At 33.6% G+C, this 17,758-nt stretch carries 18 protein-coding genes; 14 read left to right on the forward strand and 4 right to left on the reverse strand.

All coding sequences use genetic code 11. The annotated features are described in order from the left end of the window. Positions 1–33 precede the first annotated feature (33 nt). Together MJQ71_RS06480 and tesB are read left to right on the forward strand one after the other, a co-directional pair. On the forward strand, positions 34–1,008 hold the full coding sequence (locus MJQ71_RS06480) for an NAD(P)H-dependent flavin oxidoreductase (protein ID WP_238805625.1): 975 nt from the start codon (positions 34–36) through the stop codon (positions 1,006–1,008). A gap of 11 nt (positions 1,009–1,019) precedes the next feature. After that, a complete protein-coding gene (gene tesB, locus MJQ71_RS06485) occupies positions 1,020–1,874 on the forward strand; it encodes an acyl-CoA thioesterase II (protein ID WP_238805626.1) in 855 nt (284 codons plus the stop codon). Between the two features lie 18 nt (positions 1,875–1,892). On the opposite strand, the gene MJQ71_RS06490 is transcribed toward tesB, so the two are convergent. Next, positions 1,893–2,963, reverse strand: coding sequence for an asparaginase (locus MJQ71_RS06490; RefSeq protein WP_238805627.1), 1,071 nt, complete (start codon positions 2,961–2,963; stop codon positions 1,893–1,895). A gap of 282 nt (positions 2,964–3,245) precedes the next feature. Here MJQ71_RS06490 and MJQ71_RS06495 point away from each other — a divergent pair, with 282 nt between their 5' ends. Then, positions 3,246–3,632, forward strand: a complete 387-nt coding sequence (locus MJQ71_RS06495) for a hypothetical protein (protein ID WP_238805628.1) — start codon at positions 3,246–3,248, stop codon at positions 3,630–3,632. A gap of 13 nt (positions 3,633–3,645) precedes the next feature. On the opposite strand, the gene MJQ71_RS06500 is transcribed toward MJQ71_RS06495, so the two are convergent. Then, complete coding sequence (locus MJQ71_RS06500) at positions 3,646–3,969, reverse strand: tetratricopeptide repeat protein (protein ID WP_238805630.1); 324 nt, start codon at positions 3,967–3,969, stop codon at positions 3,646–3,648. A 98-nt stretch (positions 3,970–4,067) separates the two neighbouring features. On the opposite strand from MJQ71_RS06500, the gene MJQ71_RS06505 reads away from it, so the two are divergent. The 10 genes from MJQ71_RS06505 to MJQ71_RS06550 all read left to right on the forward strand — a co-directional run bounded on the left by MJQ71_RS06505 (position 4,068) and on the right by MJQ71_RS06550 (position 11,692). After that, complete coding sequence (locus MJQ71_RS06505) at positions 4,068–4,802, forward strand: electron transfer flavoprotein subunit beta/FixA family protein (protein ID WP_238805632.1); 735 nt, start codon at positions 4,068–4,070, stop codon at positions 4,800–4,802. A 46-nt stretch (positions 4,803–4,848) separates the two neighbouring features. Beyond that, the gene (locus tag MJQ71_RS06510; RefSeq protein WP_238805634.1) at positions 4,849–5,811 is read left to right on the forward strand and encodes an electron transfer flavoprotein subunit alpha/FixB family protein; all 963 of its coding nucleotides are present in this window, start codon (positions 4,849–4,851) and stop codon (positions 5,809–5,811) included. Between the two features lie 171 nt (positions 5,812–5,982). Beyond that, entirely contained in the window at positions 5,983–6,579 is a 597-nt protein-coding gene (locus MJQ71_RS06515) for a bifunctional nuclease family protein (protein WP_238805635.1), read from the forward strand. Positions 6,580–6,763: 184 nt separating this feature from the next. Continuing rightward, the gene (locus MJQ71_RS06520; RefSeq protein WP_238805636.1) at positions 6,764–7,606 is read left to right on the forward strand and encodes a lysophospholipid acyltransferase family protein; all 843 of its coding nucleotides are present in this window, start codon (positions 6,764–6,766) and stop codon (positions 7,604–7,606) included. A gap of 125 nt (positions 7,607–7,731) precedes the next feature. Next, positions 7,732–8,613 carry a cell division protein FtsX gene (locus tag MJQ71_RS06525; protein WP_238805640.1) on the forward strand — a complete coding sequence of 294 codons (882 nt, stop codon included), beginning with the start codon at positions 7,732–7,734 and terminating at the stop codon, positions 8,611–8,613. An 87-nt stretch (positions 8,614–8,700) separates the two neighbouring features. Next, complete coding sequence (locus MJQ71_RS06530) at positions 8,701–8,943, forward strand: DUF3098 domain-containing protein (RefSeq protein ID WP_238805642.1); 243 nt, start codon at positions 8,701–8,703, stop codon at positions 8,941–8,943. A 71-nt stretch (positions 8,944–9,014) separates the two neighbouring features. Then, positions 9,015–9,806 (forward strand): undecaprenyl-diphosphate phosphatase, encoded by a 792-nt coding sequence (locus MJQ71_RS06535; protein WP_238805645.1) that lies wholly within the window; start codon positions 9,015–9,017, stop codon positions 9,804–9,806. Then, entirely contained in the window at positions 9,806–10,513 is a 708-nt protein-coding gene (truB, locus tag MJQ71_RS06540) for a tRNA pseudouridine(55) synthase TruB (protein ID WP_238805647.1), read from the forward strand. The genes MJQ71_RS06535 and truB overlap by 1 nt, the downstream gene beginning before the upstream one ends. Continuing rightward, complete coding sequence (locus MJQ71_RS06545; RefSeq protein ID WP_238805649.1) at positions 10,497–11,423, forward strand: bifunctional riboflavin kinase/FAD synthetase; 927 nt, start codon at positions 10,497–10,499, stop codon at positions 11,421–11,423. Before truB ends, MJQ71_RS06545 begins: the two co-directional genes overlap by 17 nt. 41 nt (positions 11,424–11,464) lie before the next feature. Then, the gene (locus MJQ71_RS06550; protein WP_238805651.1) at positions 11,465–11,692 is read left to right on the forward strand and encodes a CBU_0592 family membrane protein; all 228 of its coding nucleotides are present in this window, start codon (positions 11,465–11,467) and stop codon (positions 11,690–11,692) included. A 259-nt stretch (positions 11,693–11,951) separates the two neighbouring features. Here MJQ71_RS06550 and pheA read toward each other — a convergent pair whose 3' ends face one another. Then, positions 11,952–13,025, reverse strand: coding sequence for a prephenate dehydratase (pheA, locus tag MJQ71_RS06555; RefSeq protein WP_238805654.1), 1,074 nt, complete (start codon positions 13,023–13,025; stop codon positions 11,952–11,954). Between the two features lie 172 nt (positions 13,026–13,197). Then, positions 13,198–15,087: a DNA topoisomerase IV subunit B gene (locus MJQ71_RS06560; protein ID WP_238805656.1), complete on the reverse strand. Its 1,890-nt coding sequence runs from the start codon at positions 15,085–15,087 to the stop codon at positions 13,198–13,200. Positions 15,088–15,268: 181 nt separating this feature from the next. Between MJQ71_RS06560 and MJQ71_RS06565 the strand changes: the two genes are divergently transcribed. Beyond that, the gene (locus MJQ71_RS06565; protein ID WP_238805658.1) at positions 15,269–17,746 is read left to right on the forward strand and encodes a polysaccharide biosynthesis/export family protein; all 2,478 of its coding nucleotides are present in this window, start codon (positions 15,269–15,271) and stop codon (positions 17,744–17,746) included. Positions 17,747–17,758 lie beyond the last annotated feature (12 nt).

The raw sequence follows: 17,758 nt of genomic DNA on the forward strand, positions 1-17,758 counted from the left end.
ACCCGTCTATTCAACAACAAAAACCATTTATAAATGATACCTCAAAATTTATCCGATTCGTTGTCTCTTCCTGCGGTAGCAGCTCCAATGTTCTTAATCTCAGGACCAGAATTAGTAATTGAATGTTGTAAAAATGGTGTTGTTGGCACTTTCCCTGCCTTAAACCAAAGAAGTACAGCAGGTTTTGAAGAATGGCTCATTGAAATTAAAAATAATTTATCGGATTATAAACAATCTAACGGAAAACCAGCAGCTCCTTATGGGGTCAATTTAATTGTTCATCGCTCCAATCCACGCTTAATGGCTGATGTGGAAATCATTGTCAAACACAAAGTCCCGATTGTAATTACTTCTTTAGGAGCAGTTTCTGACATTGTTGATGCGGTTCATAGTTATGGTGGATTGGTCTTTCACGATGTAATCAATCATCGTCATGCTGAAAAAGCGGCCGAAGCTGGTGTTGATGGATTAATTTTGGTTTGTGCGGGAGCAGGAGGTCATGCAGGAACATTACATCCAATGGCATTTGTTTCAGAAATCCGCAGTTTTTTCAAGAAAACAATTTTGTTATCAGGTTGCATCAGTTCTGGTCGAGATATTGCTTCGGCACTTCAAATCGGAGCTGATTTGGCTTATATGGGTACTCGTTTTATCAACACAACCGAAAGCAAAGCAGATAAAGCTTATCAAGAAATGATTATCGAAAGCGAAGTAGAAGATATTGTTTATACAGCAGCGGTTTCTGGAGTTAATGCAAATTTCTTAAAACCGAGTTTAGAAGCTGCGGGTTTAACGCCTGAGTTATGGAATAAAGCTGGAAAAATTGATTTTGGAAAAGAACTTGATGCCGCCCAAGCTGAAGCTCGTGCTTGGAAAACCATTTGGTCGGCTGGTCAGGGTGTAACTTCAATACATGATGTGCAACCTACCCAAAAACTTATCGAAAATTTAAAACAAGAATTTAGAGCTGCAATTGAAGAGCAGTATCAGTTATTGAATAAATATTAATTTAAAAAAGCATGAACACCGCCGAAGAATTAGTTTCGTTACTGAGCCTAGAAAAAATAGAACAAAATATTTTTAGAGGTGAAAACTATCAAGCACCTTGGAAACGTGTTTTTGGTGGACAAGTTTTGGCTCAATCTTTATACGCTGCTTACCAAACTGTGCCAGAAGATAGAATTTTGCACTCAATGCACGGTTATTTTATTTTGGCTGGCGATATTTCAATGCCAATTTTATACGAAGTTGACAGAATTCGTGATGGAGGAAGTTTTACCACCCGAAGAGTGAATGCAATTCAAAACGGTAAAGCAATTTTCAGTATGGGAGCTTCTTTTCAGGCGATGCAAGATGGAATTGACCATCAAATTTCGATGCCCAACGTTCCTCCTCCAGAAGCACTCGTTTCGGATTTGACCCTTTTGGAAGCATTCAAAGATAAAGCTCCAGAATTTTATAAGAATTTTTCACATCCTAGACCTTTAGAATTCCGACCAGTCGAAAAAATTAATCCTTTAAAACCTCAGCCGCAACAACCATTTCGACACGTTTGGATAAAAGCAAATGGCATCTTACCCGACGATTTGAAACTACACCAAATTATTCTGGCTTATGCTTCGGACTATAATTTATTAGGAACTGCCACATTACCTCATTTAGATGTAATTCAGTTAAACAATGTTTTTATGGCAAGCCTCGATCACGCCATGTGGTTTCACCGTGATTTTAGAATTGACCAATGGTTGCTTTATGCCCTCGATAGTCCAAGTGCATCCAATTCAAGAGGTTTTACTCGTGGAAACTTTTTTACTGAAGAAGGAAAGTTAGTGGCTTCAGTAGTGCAAGAAGGCTTGATTCGAGAACGAAAATAGGCAAAATTAGATCTTTTTTCAGCTCATTTCGCCACATATATTATTTTCCATTCTATATTTTACTCTTTCTGGCTCAGATTCCTGCCCAAGCAACAACATCATTTTTGTAATTGCTGCTTCGGTTGTAATATCTGAGCCACTCGTAATTCCGATTGATTTAAGTTTACTACTTGTTTGATAATGCCCTTGCAAAACTCGCCCTCCATCGCACTGCGACACATTAAAAATAACAATACCATCTTTAGTAGCTTCATGTAATTCTGCCAAAAACCATTCATCCGAAGGAGCATTTCCAGCTCCATACGTTTCAAGAACAACGCCACGCAAACCGTTCGTATTTAATATATTATGAACAAGTGTTTGATTAATTCCTGGAAATAATTTTAAGATCATCACATTTTCGTCTAATTTTTCGTGCGTTATCAAAGGCAAATCTGGCCGAAAAGGCATAATAAAAGGGAAATTAAAATCAATTGTAACTCCAACTTCGGCTAATGCAGGATAATTTTCTGAACGAAAAGCATTAAACTGACTGCTTTCTTTTTTCTTTGCTCTATTTCCTCGCAGCAAATAAGAGTTGAAATAAATCGCAACTTCTGGCACAACTGGTCGTCCGTTTATTTCGGCCGAAGCAATTTCCAATGCGGTAATTAAATTTTCACGGGCATCAGTTCGAGCTACGCCAATTGGCAACTGTGCTCCCGTCAAAATTACTGGTTTTGATAAATTTTCAAGCAAAAAACTTAAAGCAGAAGCTGTATAAGCCATTGTATCAGTACCGTGAAGAATCACAAAAGCATCATATTGCTCAAAGTTATTTTTGATAATTGCAGCTAATTCAATCCAAGTTGCTGGTTTGATATTAGAAGAATCAATCGGTTTTGGCAAAGTTAGGGTTGTCAATTCAAACGATAAACGTTGCAATTCGGGAACATTAACTAAAATTTGGTCAAAATCGAACGGTACTAAACTTTTACTTTTAGTATCATAAACCATTCCCAAAGTGCCACCAGTGTAAATCATCAAAACAGAATTTGTACGATTTTTTTTGTCTGAAGAAGTGATTATTTTAGAAGTTTTGTAATTCATTTTATTTTTTTTTCAATAAAAATTCAAGTGTCGATTTCGGCTAGTTTAGCAAAAAGTACTATTTTTTTCTTGAATGCTCGTAAAATTGTAATGTGTTTTTTAAAATTCAAGCATTCTTTTGAGTAAAAATACTTAATTATAAACCAAATTTTCTACTTTTTGAATTTCAATAATTATACTATTCTAAGATTTTATTATATTTTTTTGAATTTTTTCAAGAAAAAAGCGTTATGTTTGAAATAAGAACAAAATATTATTCGGAAAATAAAAATTATAAAAATTATGAATATCCAACCAACCTTACGTATCGTTAGTGATGATGTTGCAATTATTGACTGCTTAGTTGACCATGGTGAAATGTTCAAATCATTTGATACCAACAAAACTACTTCATTTTTAGTAGATGAAGATTTCCACATTGTATTTTACTTTGCAGACTCAAAACTCGAAAATCGTTTTATGATGTATATCGTGGATAATTTCACCGAAAACTCAGATTGTATGGAACTTGTTTTGAATCATTTAGAGCATCAAATTAAAGAAGGTAACCATTTATACATTATGAAACAAGCCAAAAGTAAAGTATTAGATATGCTTTACATGACTGATACATTTAGGGCATTATTTGGCAAAAATAATGCTCAAGAAACTAACGAGTTGTATCACTAAAAATTGGTTTATTTTATTCCATTTCATCAAGAAACATTCTGTAAGCTCGTTTAAGCTCATCAAAGGCCTTCATTGACTTCTTTTGATGAGCTTTTTCTATACCTGCTTTAAAGGTATTTTCTGCTTTTTCAAATTCTCCATTCTCAAAATACAAAGCTGCTGCATGATAGTATGTCGGAATATAGTCAGGATGCTCAACTAACAGTTTTTCGAGGTAAAATTTAGCTCTTACAATATCCTTATTGAGATACTCCATCGCAATTGCATAGATATTAAAAGGGTCGTTCGGCTCTTCTTCTAAATAATCAAATAAAATTTTTAAACGTTCTTCTTGCATTGAATTTAACTTTAATATAGATTTGCATAATGTTATGCACGCATACTATTTTATACACATTTCAATAAAATATATTACTTTCAAAAGTACCAAATATTATGAAAATATTAGTCTGTATTTCAAGTGTACCAGATACAACATCGAAAATCTCCTTCACCGATGGAGATACAAAACTAAACAAAGCTGGTGTAACTTACATCATAGGCCCTTATGATGATTATGCACTTGCACGTGCCGTTGAGTTAAAAGAGCAATTGGGTGCAACCATTACGGTTTTAAATGTCGGTGGTGCAGATGCTGAACCGCAAATTAGAAAAGCATTAGCCATTGGTGCTGACGACGCTATTAGGGTGGATATTGAGCCGACTGATTCATTTTTCGTAGCTGAACAAATTGCCGCAGTTGCCAAAGAAGGTAATTATGATTTAATATTGATGGGTCGTGAAACCAGTGATTATAATTCGGGTGTTGTTCATGGAATTGTAGGAGAATTACTTGGAATACCTTCATTTTCTCCAGTTATGCAACTTGATGTAACAGGCAATGAAGCTAGTATGACTCGTGAAATTGAAGGTGGAAAAGAAAAATTAACTGCTCCCCTACCTTTAGTTTTGGGTTGCCAAGAACCAATTGCAGAATGGAAAATACCTAATATGCGTGGAATCATGACTGCACGAACTAAACCATTAAAAGTGATACCTGCGGCGGGTTTAGCACTAACGAATACTGAAAAATATAGCCTTCCAGCTCCAAAAGGTGCTTGCAAAATGATTCCTGCTGAAGAAGCCGAAAAGCTAATTGAATTACTAAAAACTGAGGCAAAAGTATTGTAATTAGTAGCTAGTTGATTTAATATTTACTCTTTCAAAACGAAATTCCATGATACTCATATTCACAGAGGTTGCCGATGGAGCAATCAAAAAATCATCGCTAGAAGCCATTTATTATGGTTCAAAAGTTGCCGAAATGATGCAAACTTCGGCTGTTGCTTTAGCAATCGGAAATGCAGATGCCACAGAGCTGGCTAAAGCTGGTAACTTTGGAGCAACAAAAGTTCTTCATGCAAATGATACCAAACTAGCTAATGCAAATAGCATGGCGTACGCCAATGTTTTAGCAGAAGCAGTAAAAAATGTGGGTGCAAAAGTAGTTATCACCGCAAAGTCTTCTTTTGCTGATGCAGTAACTGCTAGAGCAGCAGGTGCTTTAAAAGCAGCTATAGTAGGAAATGTTACCGAATTACCCAATTTATCTAATGGTTTTCAGGTTCAAGTGAGCATTTTTACTGGAAAAGCATTTGCTGATGTAAATGTTGATGGCGATATTAAAATTTTAGCTATCAAAAAAAATGCAGTAGCTCCGATAGAATCAAGCAACTCGGCAAATGTAGAAATTTTCTCACCTGCACTTTCTGATAATCTATTCACTGCGAAAGTTACCGAAACAATTAAAGCAACTGGTACTATTTCTTTACCAGAAGCCGACTTAGTTGTATCTGGTGGTCGTGGCATGAAAGGTCCAGAAAGCTGGCAACCATTACTAGACTTAGCAGATGCATTAGGTGCAGCTACTGCATGTTCAAAACCAGTTTCAGATTTAGACTGGCGACCTCACCATGAACACGTTGGACAAACGGGTGTAAAAGTTTCTCCAAATTTATACATTGCTTGCGGAATTTCTGGAGCGATACAACATTTAGCAGGTGTAAATTCCTCAAAAGTAATCGTAGTTATCAATAAAGACCCAGAAGCTCCATTTTTTAAGGCAGCTGATTATGGTATCGTTGGTGATGTTTTTGATGTTTTACCAAAATTGACCAAAGCAGTTTTGGCTTCTAAATAATAATAATATGTTTCACTAAAATATATTATTACAATTTTAGATTGAAACTTATTAGCTTAGATTTGGTTTAATTAACTAGGTCTAAGCTTTTTGTTTTTTAGAAAAAAAGTTAAAAATGAAAAACTACAATCTTTACGAGGAATAAAATTTAAGTTTATTTATATTTGCAACGTGGAAAAAGTAAAACTCGAAATATTAGGTCTTTCGCCAAGTCAATCTCAGACTGGCTCTTTTGCATTGGTGCTGTCAGAAGAAGCAGGGAATCGCCGTTTGCCAATCATTATCGGAATGTTTGAAGCACAAGCCATTGCCATCGAAATGGAACGCATCACTCCAAACCGTCCTATGACACACGATTTGTTCAAATCATTTGCACGTGCATTTGATTTTACTGTTGAAGAAATTATTATCTCTGATTTAAGAGAAGGTATTTTCTTCGCTAAGATTGTTTGTACTGATGGAATTCGTCAAAAAACGGTTGATGCTCGCCCTTCGGATGCTATTGCCATTGGATTACGTTTTCAAGTACCTATTTATACAACTGACCAAATTTTGTCAGATGCAGGAATCACAACACAAGAAGCATCGGATGCTGATGAATCGGAAGAATTAGTTGAATCTAAAACTACTCGTCCGCAAAAATCAAATAAAGAAAGTCTCAAAGATTATAGTTTAGAAGAACTAAATAAAATGCTTTCACAGGCACTTGCTGATGAAGAATATGAAAAAGCCGCTAAAATTAGGGACGAAATAAGTAAAAGAAATTAATTTAATTCATGATATTTTGAAAGTGTTATTTCCAAAAGAAGTAACACTTTTTTATTTTTAGATAAATGCTTTTAGTAAAATGGTTAAAAATGATTTTTTGCCTACTTCAATAGGTTAAATCAGATTTTCTCTATAAATTCACAGGCATAAAACCTAAACTTGACTATAAAATATTTTTTTACGGATGCTTCGAGTAATTAAAAACTTCCTACCTATTCCTAACAATGACCCAAATCTTTTTTTTAGATATGTGTCATACATTGATGTTTTTGGCATTTTTGACCGTGACCCATTCGGAAATTGGCTTATTTTAAAACGTTTTATTATTTTGATTGCAGGCATTCCAACTTATTGGCGAATTGCAGTTGCCAATCAATTAAAAGTTGAAGGAACAGAATATCTCGAAAAACTTCCTAATCAAAATGTTTATTTCATCTCCAATCATCAAACATATTTTGCCGATGTAATCACTTTTTATCATATTTTTTGTTCTGTAAAATGGGGTTTTGGAAATAGAGTTTTACCAATTGCATTATTCGCACCCAGAGGCCGCCTTTTTTATGTTGCCGCCAGTGAAACCATGAAAGATGGTCTTATTCCAAAATTGTTTAGCTTGGCTGGGGCAATATTAGTTGAACGGTCTTGGAGAGCAAAAGGAGAAAACGTTAAACGAGAATTAGATACATCAGCAGGCGATAATGTATCAAAAGGATTAAAATTTGGTTGGGTTGTTAGTTTTCCACAAGGTACAACCAGCCCATACGCACCTATTCGTAAAGGAACTGCTCATATTATTAAAGATAATAATCCAATTGTTGTGCCTGTTGTTATTGACGGATTTAGACGTGCATTTAACAAGTCAGGGCTTAGTTATAAGAAAAGAAATACAGAATTAAAAGTAAAATTCAAAGAGCCTATCTACTTTTCACCCGATGCTACGGTTGAAGAAATCACAGAGGTTGTTAAAAATATCATCGAACAAAATATGCCAGAAAGAATTGCACGTTGGAAAAACGAAGCCGTATAAATGAATTTTCTTTGAGCTATTTTTCAAATAATTAGCACTTACTGGTGTTAAAAAACATTAAATACTGCGTATTTTCTACGACTTCCTTTATATTTGTGCGTGATTTATATTAGTGTTAAAAATATATGCAGAAAAAAAATCGAAAATTAGGAAGTTATCCCAGTATGCTTATTGTTTTAAGCCTCACTGCGGCCTTATTTCTGATAGCTTTTAGTGGATGGATTGCACTTACTTCCAAACAATTAGTATCATACGTCAAGCAAAATATTGAATTACAAGTATATTTGGACAAATCACTTACTCAAATTCAAAAAGATTCGGTACGCAATTTAATTGCTCAAAAAAAGTATGTTTCTTATGCCGAAAATGTTCCTCAAATAAAATTTATTTCTAAAGAAAGTACTGCTGAAAAAGTATTGAAGGATACAAATGAAGATTTTCGTTCAATTTTGGGAGAAAACCCCTACCGTGATGCTTTTAGTTTAAAAATAAAAGAAGACTATCTCACAGAAGAGCAGCTATTAAAAATTAAAGTAGATTTAGAACAACTTCCAGGTATTTTTGAAGCTGATTATGCCAAAGATTTCGTGGAAAGTATCAATAAAAATGCAAATAAGGCATATTTAATCATCTCTTCAATTGTAGTTTTGCTTCTTATTGCCATTGTTTTATTGATAAATAATACCATTAGATTAGCTCTCTACTCCCAAAGATTTATCATTAGAAGTATGCAATTAGTAGGAGCAACTGACTGGTTTATACAAAAACCATTTATTGGCAGAGGGCTTTTTCAAGGTTTTATTTCGGGAGTAATTGCAACAGGGTTATTACTCATTGTTGAACAAATTGCCATTCGCGAAATTGAAGATTTAGTTATCTTACAAGACTTCAAAAAACTTGGTATTTTATGCGGTTTTATTATCCTTTTGGGTATTATAATTGGTTCACTAAGTACATTTCAATCGATGTATCGGTATTTACGTACAGATTTAGAAGACCTTTATTAAAATCTTAATATTCGTGTTTTATAATCCTCAAACATGAATAAAACTTATATCATTCGTCTCTCCTTAGAGGATTAGGAGGGCAAGATTATGAAAAATACAGCAAACAGCCCTGTTGAAATCAAAGAAAATGATAATCAAAAAGCTCTTCCATTCGGAAAAAGTAATTATACCCTGATGATTATTGGACTTGCGTTACTATTTCTTGGTTATTTTGTAATGACGCTCGACAAAGAAGAATTTGGATTCGGATTTTTAGGAATAACACTCGGACCAATTTTGGCGTTTATTGGATTTTTATTCCAATTTTATCCAATTTTCAAAAAAAAGTAATCTAAATCTAGTCGATTTTAATTGATTGAGATCCTTTTCTTTGTTTTTTACTAATTCAAAATTTATTATAAATGAATTTTCTTGAAGCTATTATCCTTGCAATAATTGAAGGAATTACAGAATATTTACCAATAAGTTCAACTGGCCACATGATTATTGGCTCATCTTTGATGGGAATTAATGAACTTGATTTTACAAAAGTATTTGAAGTAAATATTCAGTTTGGTGCAATTTTATCAGTTGTGGTTCTTTATTGGAAACGTTTTTTTCAATCTTTTGAATTTTACAAAAAATTGCTCGCAGCTTTTGTTCCAGCGGCAATTATTGGATTTATTCTAAATGATGTAATAGACAAACTTCTTGAAAGTGTTGCAGTGGTAGCTATTATGCTAGTTTTGGGTGGTATCATATTAATTTTTATTGATAAATATTTTGAAAATAAAGCTACAAAATCAAGTATTACCTACATCGAAGCAGTAAAAATTGGACTTTTTCAATGTATTGCTATGATTCCAGGTGTATCACGTTCAGCAGCAACTATTATAGGTGGAATGTTTCAAGGACTTTCTCGAAAAGATTCGGCTGAATTTTCATTTTTCTTGGCCGTTCCAACCATGTTTGCAGCTTCAGCATACAAACTCTTGAAAGCTTATAAAGGCGGAACATTGTCATTCTCAACCAACGAGTTACAACTTTTAGCCGTTGGAAATATTGTGGCTTTTATTGTGGCAATGGCGGCAATAAAATTCTTCATTACATTTTTACAAAAATATGGTTTTAAAGTTTTTGGCTATTATAGAATTGTAGTCGGACTAATCATTTTAGGCCTCTTGGCAGCTGGCTACGACTTAAAAGTATTATAATGGACGAAAGAAACGAGGTTATTTTAATTGATAAGCCATTACGATGGACATCATTTGATGTTGTCAATAAAATCAGATGGGCAGGAAAATATAAAAAAGTTGGTCATGCTGGCACGCTAGACCCGCTGGCAACTGGTCTTCTAATTTTATGTACAGGGAAGAAAACCAAAGAAATTGATACTTATCAAGCTCAAGAAAAAGAATATACTGGCACTTTGGTTCTTGGAAAAACTACGCCTTCAGTTGATTTAGAAACCGAATTCGATGCTGAATTCCCAACTGAACACATTACAGAAGAAGCTATTAATCAAACAGTTAAAGAGCTTTCTGGCGTAATTGAGCAAATTCCTCCAGCACATTCTGCAATTAAGGTTGATGGAAAAAGAGCTTACGAATCAGCAAGAAAAGGGCAAGAAGTTATTATAAAACCTCGACAAGTTGAAGTAAAAGTTTTTGAAATTAATACGACAAATTTTCCTGAAATCTCATTTAGAATTGTATGTTCTAAAGGCACATATATAAGAAGTTTAGTTAGAGATTTTGGAAAAATACTTAATTCAGGAGCCTATATGAGTTCACTTAGGAGAACAAGAATCGGTGAATTCAAGATTGAAGATTCCAGAACAATTGAGCAATTTTTAGCTGAATTGCCAGAAAAGCTTAATATTTCAGAAAATACGACCCAAAAAAGTGAAGGTATATTATAATATAAAAGATTTTAAGCCACTTGCTAATGCAATTGTTACGAGTGGAACATTTGATGGGGTACATCTTGGGCATCAAAAAATACTCCAAATCTTAGGAGAAACAGCAAGAAAAACTGGAGGTGAGTCGGTTGTATTAACCTTTTGGCCACATCCACGAATGGTGGTTTCAAAAGATAGTCAAGATTTAAAATTACTTTCAACAGTCGAAGAAAAGATAGAACTACTTGAACAACAAGGAGTTGACCATCTACTGGTTGTACCTTTTACACGTGAATTTTCAGAATTAAGTTCAGAAGAATATGTAAAAGATATTTTACTAAAACAAATAGGCACAAAAAAACTCGTCATTGGCTATGACCATCGTTTTGGTAGAAATAGAGAAGGTGGATTCGACTATTTAAAATCTAACTCTTCATTATTTGGTATTGAAATTGAAGAAATACCTCGTCAAGAAATTGAAAATCTGACAATTAGTTCTACGAAAATCCGACAAGCTTTACTCAATGGTGAAGTAAGTTCTGCAAGCGAATTATTAGGCAGAAATTATAGTTTTTCGGGAATAGTTGTCAAAGGTCGCCAATTAGGTAGAACAATTGGATTTCCAACGGCAAATGTTCAAATTTCAGAGAGTTACAAGCTAATTCCTTCAAATGGTGTTTATGCAGTAAAAACCTTTGTGCGAAATCAATGGCACAAAGGGATGATGAATATTGGAAATAGGCCAACTGTTGATGGAATTGGTCGAACGCAAGAAGTAAATATTTTTAATTTTGACGATGATATTTACGGCGAAACTATCACCGTTGAAATAGTTGATTATATAAGAAATGAGCAGAAATTTAATGGAATTGAAGAATTAAAAACTCAGATATTAATCGACAAAACAAAAAGTAAGCAAATTCTTGGATAACAATAGCGTTATTCATTCAAAATCGCCTAAATTACTATAAAATGTTCGTAGAAATCATTGGTTGGATTGGTTCAATCCTAATTGTCGGCTCATATTTTCTCAATATACAGGGTCAATTAGATTCAAAAGATAAAAGGTATATTTGGGCCAACTTAATCGGTGGAATATGTTTTATTATCAATACTTATTCGCATCAAGCGTATCCTTCGGTAGCAGTAAATATAATTTGGGTCTTGATTGCCATCTTTGCTATTTTCAGAAAAAATTAACAAAAGAACCACCTAAAAGGTGGTTCTTTGCATTTTTGCTTTATACTTATTTCCCATAAAATAATCTTAAAATATTCTCGCTATATATTCTTTTAGTCAAAGCCCCTCTTTTTAATTAATGATGCAATGACTATACCAAGAAAAAATAAAATTATCGGGAGGTGTCAAAATATTAGATTTTTTTGAAATGGCTCTAAAAACAAAAGAGATGAGCAAATGCCCATCTCTCCACAATAAATATGCCATGTTCAAGGAATAATTACGCATTACGAACATAACTACCTAACCATTTTATTGAGTTTTTATATTTTTTGAAAACCTTCTCAACATTTTCATCTTGAAAGAAACCTTCTAATTCAATAAAAAACCAAAAGTTAAAATCTTCATCTCCTTTATAGGGGCGGCTTTCTATTTTTGTTAAATTGATGCCAGCTTTTTTGAAATCTTGCAAGAAATTAGCAAGTATGCCTGGCTTATCAGTATCTGGAAGTCGTGCAATAATGGTCGTTTTATCATTTTCACTTTTTGCGTTGACAAAGTTTTTTGCCAAAATATAAAAACGAGTACGATTTTGACTGTTATCTTCAATATTATTAAAAAGAACAGGAATTGAGAATAGTTTTGCCGCAATTTCAGAACAAATAGCGGCACTTTCAGGGTCTTCAGCAGCTAATTTCGCGGCTTTTGATGTTGATTCAACCTGAATTTCTTCTGGGTGTGTTTGTTCAAAATATTTATTCAAGAAACCTCTACATTGCCTAAAAGCAATGTCTTTCGAATAAATGCGTTTTATTTTTGAAGGATTTTCTGCCTCCGTGGCTAAGGCAAAATGTACTGGAATTTTCAATTCAGCAGCTACATTTACATTCATTTCATTCAATAAATCAACGGTTTCATAAACGATTCCTTCTTGATTATTTTCTATTGGAATAACTCCAAATTTTGCTCTGCCAGTATCAACTGCTTCAAAAACTGATTTTATAGTTGGCAGAGTCATGTATTCACTCATTGCACCAAAACGGCTTTCAGCTGCTTGATGCGTAAAACTACCTTCTGGTCCAAGAAAAGCAACTCTTTCTGGCAACTCTATGTTTCTTGCAGCAGCAAAAATTTCTAAATAAATCGCTTCAATCGCTTCTTTATTTAGTGGCCCTTCATTTTGGGCATTCATTCTATCCAAAATTTGCTTTTCACGTTCTGGACGATAAATGATAGCCTTCGTTGAACGCTTTATTTCACCTACTTTATGCACCAACTTCATCCGTTGGTTTAGGAGTATAAGTAATTGATTATCTATTGAATCAATATCTTTTCTTACTTCGTCAAGAGTCACTTTAATAAAAGGTTGGTTTTACGTTATTTACTTTAATCACAAAGTTAGGTAAAAACGCTCAAAATTTCTTACTTTCTATTTCTACAATTATGTCAATTAAAAAAAACAAAAAGTTGGATAATCATTTTCTCCAAAAATGATTATCCAACTTTTCAAAATATTAGGTAAAAATTTATTTAATATCTAAAATTTCAGCCAAAACTTCATCAATTTCATCTTTTTCAACTCGCAAGTTATCAATAATAAATTTCTGACGCTCGGGAGTATTTTTACCCATATAATAACTTAAAATTTTAGAAATTGAAGACTCTTTTTCAAGAATAACTGGTTCAAGGCGAATATCTTCACCGATAAAGTTTTCAAATTCATCTGGTGAAATTTCACCTAATCCTTTAAAACGAGTAATTTCTGGTTTCGGTGATAGCTTATTAATTGCATTTATTCTCTCTTCGTCAGAATAACAATAAATGGTTTCTTTCTTATTTCTAACCCTAAAAAGCGGTGTTTCTAAAATATATAAATGACCTTCACGTACTAAATCTGGGAAAAATTGCAAGAAAAAAGTCAATAATAACAAACGGATGTGCATTCCATCAACGTCTGCATCTGTTGCTACAATAATTTTATTATAACGCAAATCGTCCAAGCCATTTTCTATGTTGAGGGCGTGTTGTAGCAAGTTAAACTCTTCATTTTCATAAACGATTTTTTTTGTTAATCCAAAACTATTCAATGGTTTACCACGAAGACTAAAAACTGCCTGCAATTCTGGATTTCTTGCTTTGGTAATCGAACCACTTGCTGAGTCTCCTTCAGTGATAAACATTACTGTATCGAACCGTTTTTCATTTTTTTCATCATCTAAATGAAAACGACAATCTCTCAATTTTTTGTTATGTAAATTTGCTTTTTTAGCTCTTTCATTAGCTAATTTTCTAACACCAGCTAGTTCTTTTCTCTCTCTTTCTGACTGTTCAATTCTTTTCTTTATGGCTTCTTTTACTGCCACATTCATGTGAAGGTAATTATCTAGTTTTTCCTTCAAAAAATCACTGATAAATGTACGGACAGTCGGCGAGTTTGGTTCGGGTGAAATGGTAGCTGAACCTAATTTTGTCTTAGTTTGAGACTCAAAAACTGGTTCTTGTACACGAATTGAAATGGCGGCAATAACAGATTGACGAATATCTTCAGGCGAATAATCTTTGTTAAAATGTTCGCGAATCGTACGAACTAAAGCTTCCTTAAAACCTGAAAGATGAGTTCCACCTTGCGTGGTGTTTTGGCCGTTGACGAAAGAATAATATTCTTCGCCGTATTGATTGCCGTGTGAAAGTGCAACTTCAATATCTTCACCTTTTAAATGAATAATTGGATAACGAAGCGAGTCTTCATCGGTCTTTCTTCTTAACAAATCTAAAAGACCATTTTGGGAAATATACTTTTGTTTGTTAAAAACAATTGTCATTCCTGCATTAAGGTAGCAATAATTCCAAATCATTGCTTCAACGAACTGCGGAATATAATGGTAATTTTTAAAAACTGTTGGGTCAGGTTCAAACAAAACTAGCGTTCCATTTTTTTGCTCAGAATCTATTATTTCAGATTCATTTGTCAATTCTCCTTTATTAAACTCCGCCCATTTTGATTTACCCTCTCTAAAAGCATGCACTTTAAAATAAGAAGATAGTGCATTGACAGCTTTTGTACCAACTCCATTCAATCCGACAGCTTTTTGAAATGCTTTGCTGTCGTATTTTGCACCTGTATTAATTTTTGAAACTACATCAACAACCTTTCCCAGTGGAATTCCTCGACCATAATCTCTTACTTCTACCCTACCTTCATCCAATTTAATTTCAATTGACTTTCCATAACCCATTGCATATTCATCAATACAATTATCCATAACTTCTTTTAGAAGAACATAGATTCCATCATCGGCAGCCGAACCATCGCCAAGCTTCCCAATGTACATTCCAGGGCGTAAACGAATGTGTTCTTTCCAATCGAGAGACCGAATACTGTCTTCATTGTAGGTTGCTTCTTTAATCTCAGCCATTTTTAATAATAATATTTTGTATTTTAGATTTTTATTAATTTACTTTGTATTTCAAAGTTCTTTTTAATACATACTTAGCATGAAACAGCAACAAAATAAAAAAACTTGCTTTACTTTGCATAACTTTTCGCAACGCTGCAAGAGTAAATCCAAAAGCTTTTTGACAAATAACGTTATTGATATGAAATTAAGCAAGAATAGTTTTTCACAATTTTTTTTCAAATTTACGCTTTTTATACTGATTCTAAGCAAATCTTTTGGACAAAATCCAGTTGCTACTCCTACTGGTCCAACCACAACACCAGCTACAATTCCAGGTAACCTCCCGATTGGCATTCCTACAAATGCAAATGCTAATCAACCTAAAGCCAATATGCCTTTACCAGCAAAAAATCGGGCTTTAAACAATAATGACCCAAATGCTGCAAGAAATGTAGTTGGCAACGTAACCGACCAAAGAGCCATTACAAAAGAAGACTCGCTCAGAATGATTCGTGAAGAAGAAGCGAATCAAGACGCTGCCAAAGTTACTTTACGCAGAAGAATTTTTGGCTATAATCTTTTTAACACTGTAAAGTTTGACCCAACTCCTGCTATTAACATAGCCACTCCGAGCAATTATGTTTTAGGACCAAATGATCAATTAATAATCGACATTTATGGGTATGCACAAGCTATGTATAAACCAATTGTATCGCCTGATGGATATATTACCATCGAACGCGTTGGTTTAATATATGTTGCCGGCTCTACAATTGAACAAGCAAAAGAAAAAATCAAAAATCGTCTCTCAAAAATATATGTTGGATTAAATCCATTTTCAGGATTTCCTGCGAATACTTTTTGTAATATTTCTTTGGGAAATATCAGAAGTATAAAAGTAACAATTACTGGTGAAGTAATTGCCCCAGGAACATACACACTTTCATCATTATCAACTACACTCAATGCACTTTATGCTTGCGGTGGACCAAACGAAATTGGCACTTATCGTAAAATACATGTGATTAGAAACAATCAAATTATTTCAACATTTGATTTATATGAGTTACTAATTAATGGTTTTGCTAAAAACAATATAATTTTACAAGACCAAGATGTAATTCAAGTTCTTCCATATTCTGCAAGAATTGCTGTACAAGGAAATACAAAAAGAAATGGTTTATTTGAATTATTAGAAGATGAAAAGCTTAATAAAGTAATAGAATTTGCAGGCGGATTTAATGCTTATGCTTATCGTCACCGAATTAAAATTCACCGAAATACTTCAAGAGAAAGAAAAATCTTGGATGTGATGGAAACCCAATTTAATAATTTTGGTGTTCAATCAGGTGATTCAGTTGTGATTGAAAGAGTGATTGAAAGATATGAAAACATGGTTACGATTAATGGCTCTATTTTTCGTCCAGGAGAATATTCTTTAGAATCAAATCAGACACTTACGCAATTAATTACATCGGCAGAAGGTTTAAAAGGAGAAGCTTTGGTTGGTCGTGTCTCGGTTATCAGAACCAGAGAAGATATGATTGTAGAAAATATTTCAGTCAATTTAGAGGATATTTTAAAAGGAAAAGCTCCAGATTTAGTATTAAAGAGAGAAGATATTATTACAATCCCATCTATTTTTGATTTAACCGAACCAGCTTACGTTAGAATTCAAGGAGCAATCAACAATCCCGAAGGTGTGGATGGTATTGAAATACCATTTCTAAGAAATATGACAATTGAAGATGTTTTAGTAAACGTTGGAGGTTTATCAGAATCAGCATCACTCGCTCGAGTTGAAGTAGTTAGAAGAAAAAGAAATGTTGACCCAACCTCTGCCAATGCACAAATTTCGGATACATATAATTTTGATATTAACTCTAATTTGAGTGTTGAACAAACTGGAAAGAAATTCGTTTTATTCCCTTTTGATGAAATTTTTATTAGAAAATCTCCTAATTATGTCAAACAAACATTCGTTGAGATTCAAGGAGAAGTAATTTTTCCTTCAATTTATGGTATAAAAAGTAAAACCGAGAAAATTTCTGACTTAATCCAACGTGCAGGAGGACTTTCACCACAAGCGTATTTGGAAGGTGCTACATTAGTTCGACAAATTCAGCTTAGTGAAATCGAACTAACACAAAGACAAAAAGCGATTTCAGAAATAACTAATAGCGTAAAAGGAAACCAAACGGTACAGGTTGAAGAAGTAAATGCGAAAACTATTTCTTCAATTGGCATTGATTTAACAAAAATTATGCAAAACCCAGGCTCTGTTGAAGATATGATTTTGCAAGATGGTGATATTATCCGAATCCCAAAAAGATTAGAAACTGTGCGAGTACAAGGAGAAGTTTTGTATCCTACCACTGTTAAATATTTGGATGATAAAGGTTTTATTAACTACATTTCAAGTGCTGGTGGATTTACTAAAAAATCTTTAAAAAGTAAGTCTTACATTTTATATGCAAACGGTTCTGTTGACCGAACACGTAAATTTTTATTTGTGAATTTATATCCCAAAGTTGCTCCTGGTTCTGAGATTATTATTCCTCAAAAAACAGCAACAGCTCAACAACAATTGGCTCAAGCTCAAGCATTATTTGCTACTGTGGCTGGCACCATTACAACTTTGTTAAGTATATTTACCATATTTAGACTTTCAAAATAAACAAGTCGATAC

Origin of the sequence: Emticicia aquatica (assembly GCF_923079645.1) — a bacterium.
Taxonomy (GTDB): Bacteria; Bacteroidota; Bacteroidia; order Cytophagales; family Spirosomataceae; genus Emticicia; species Emticicia aquatica.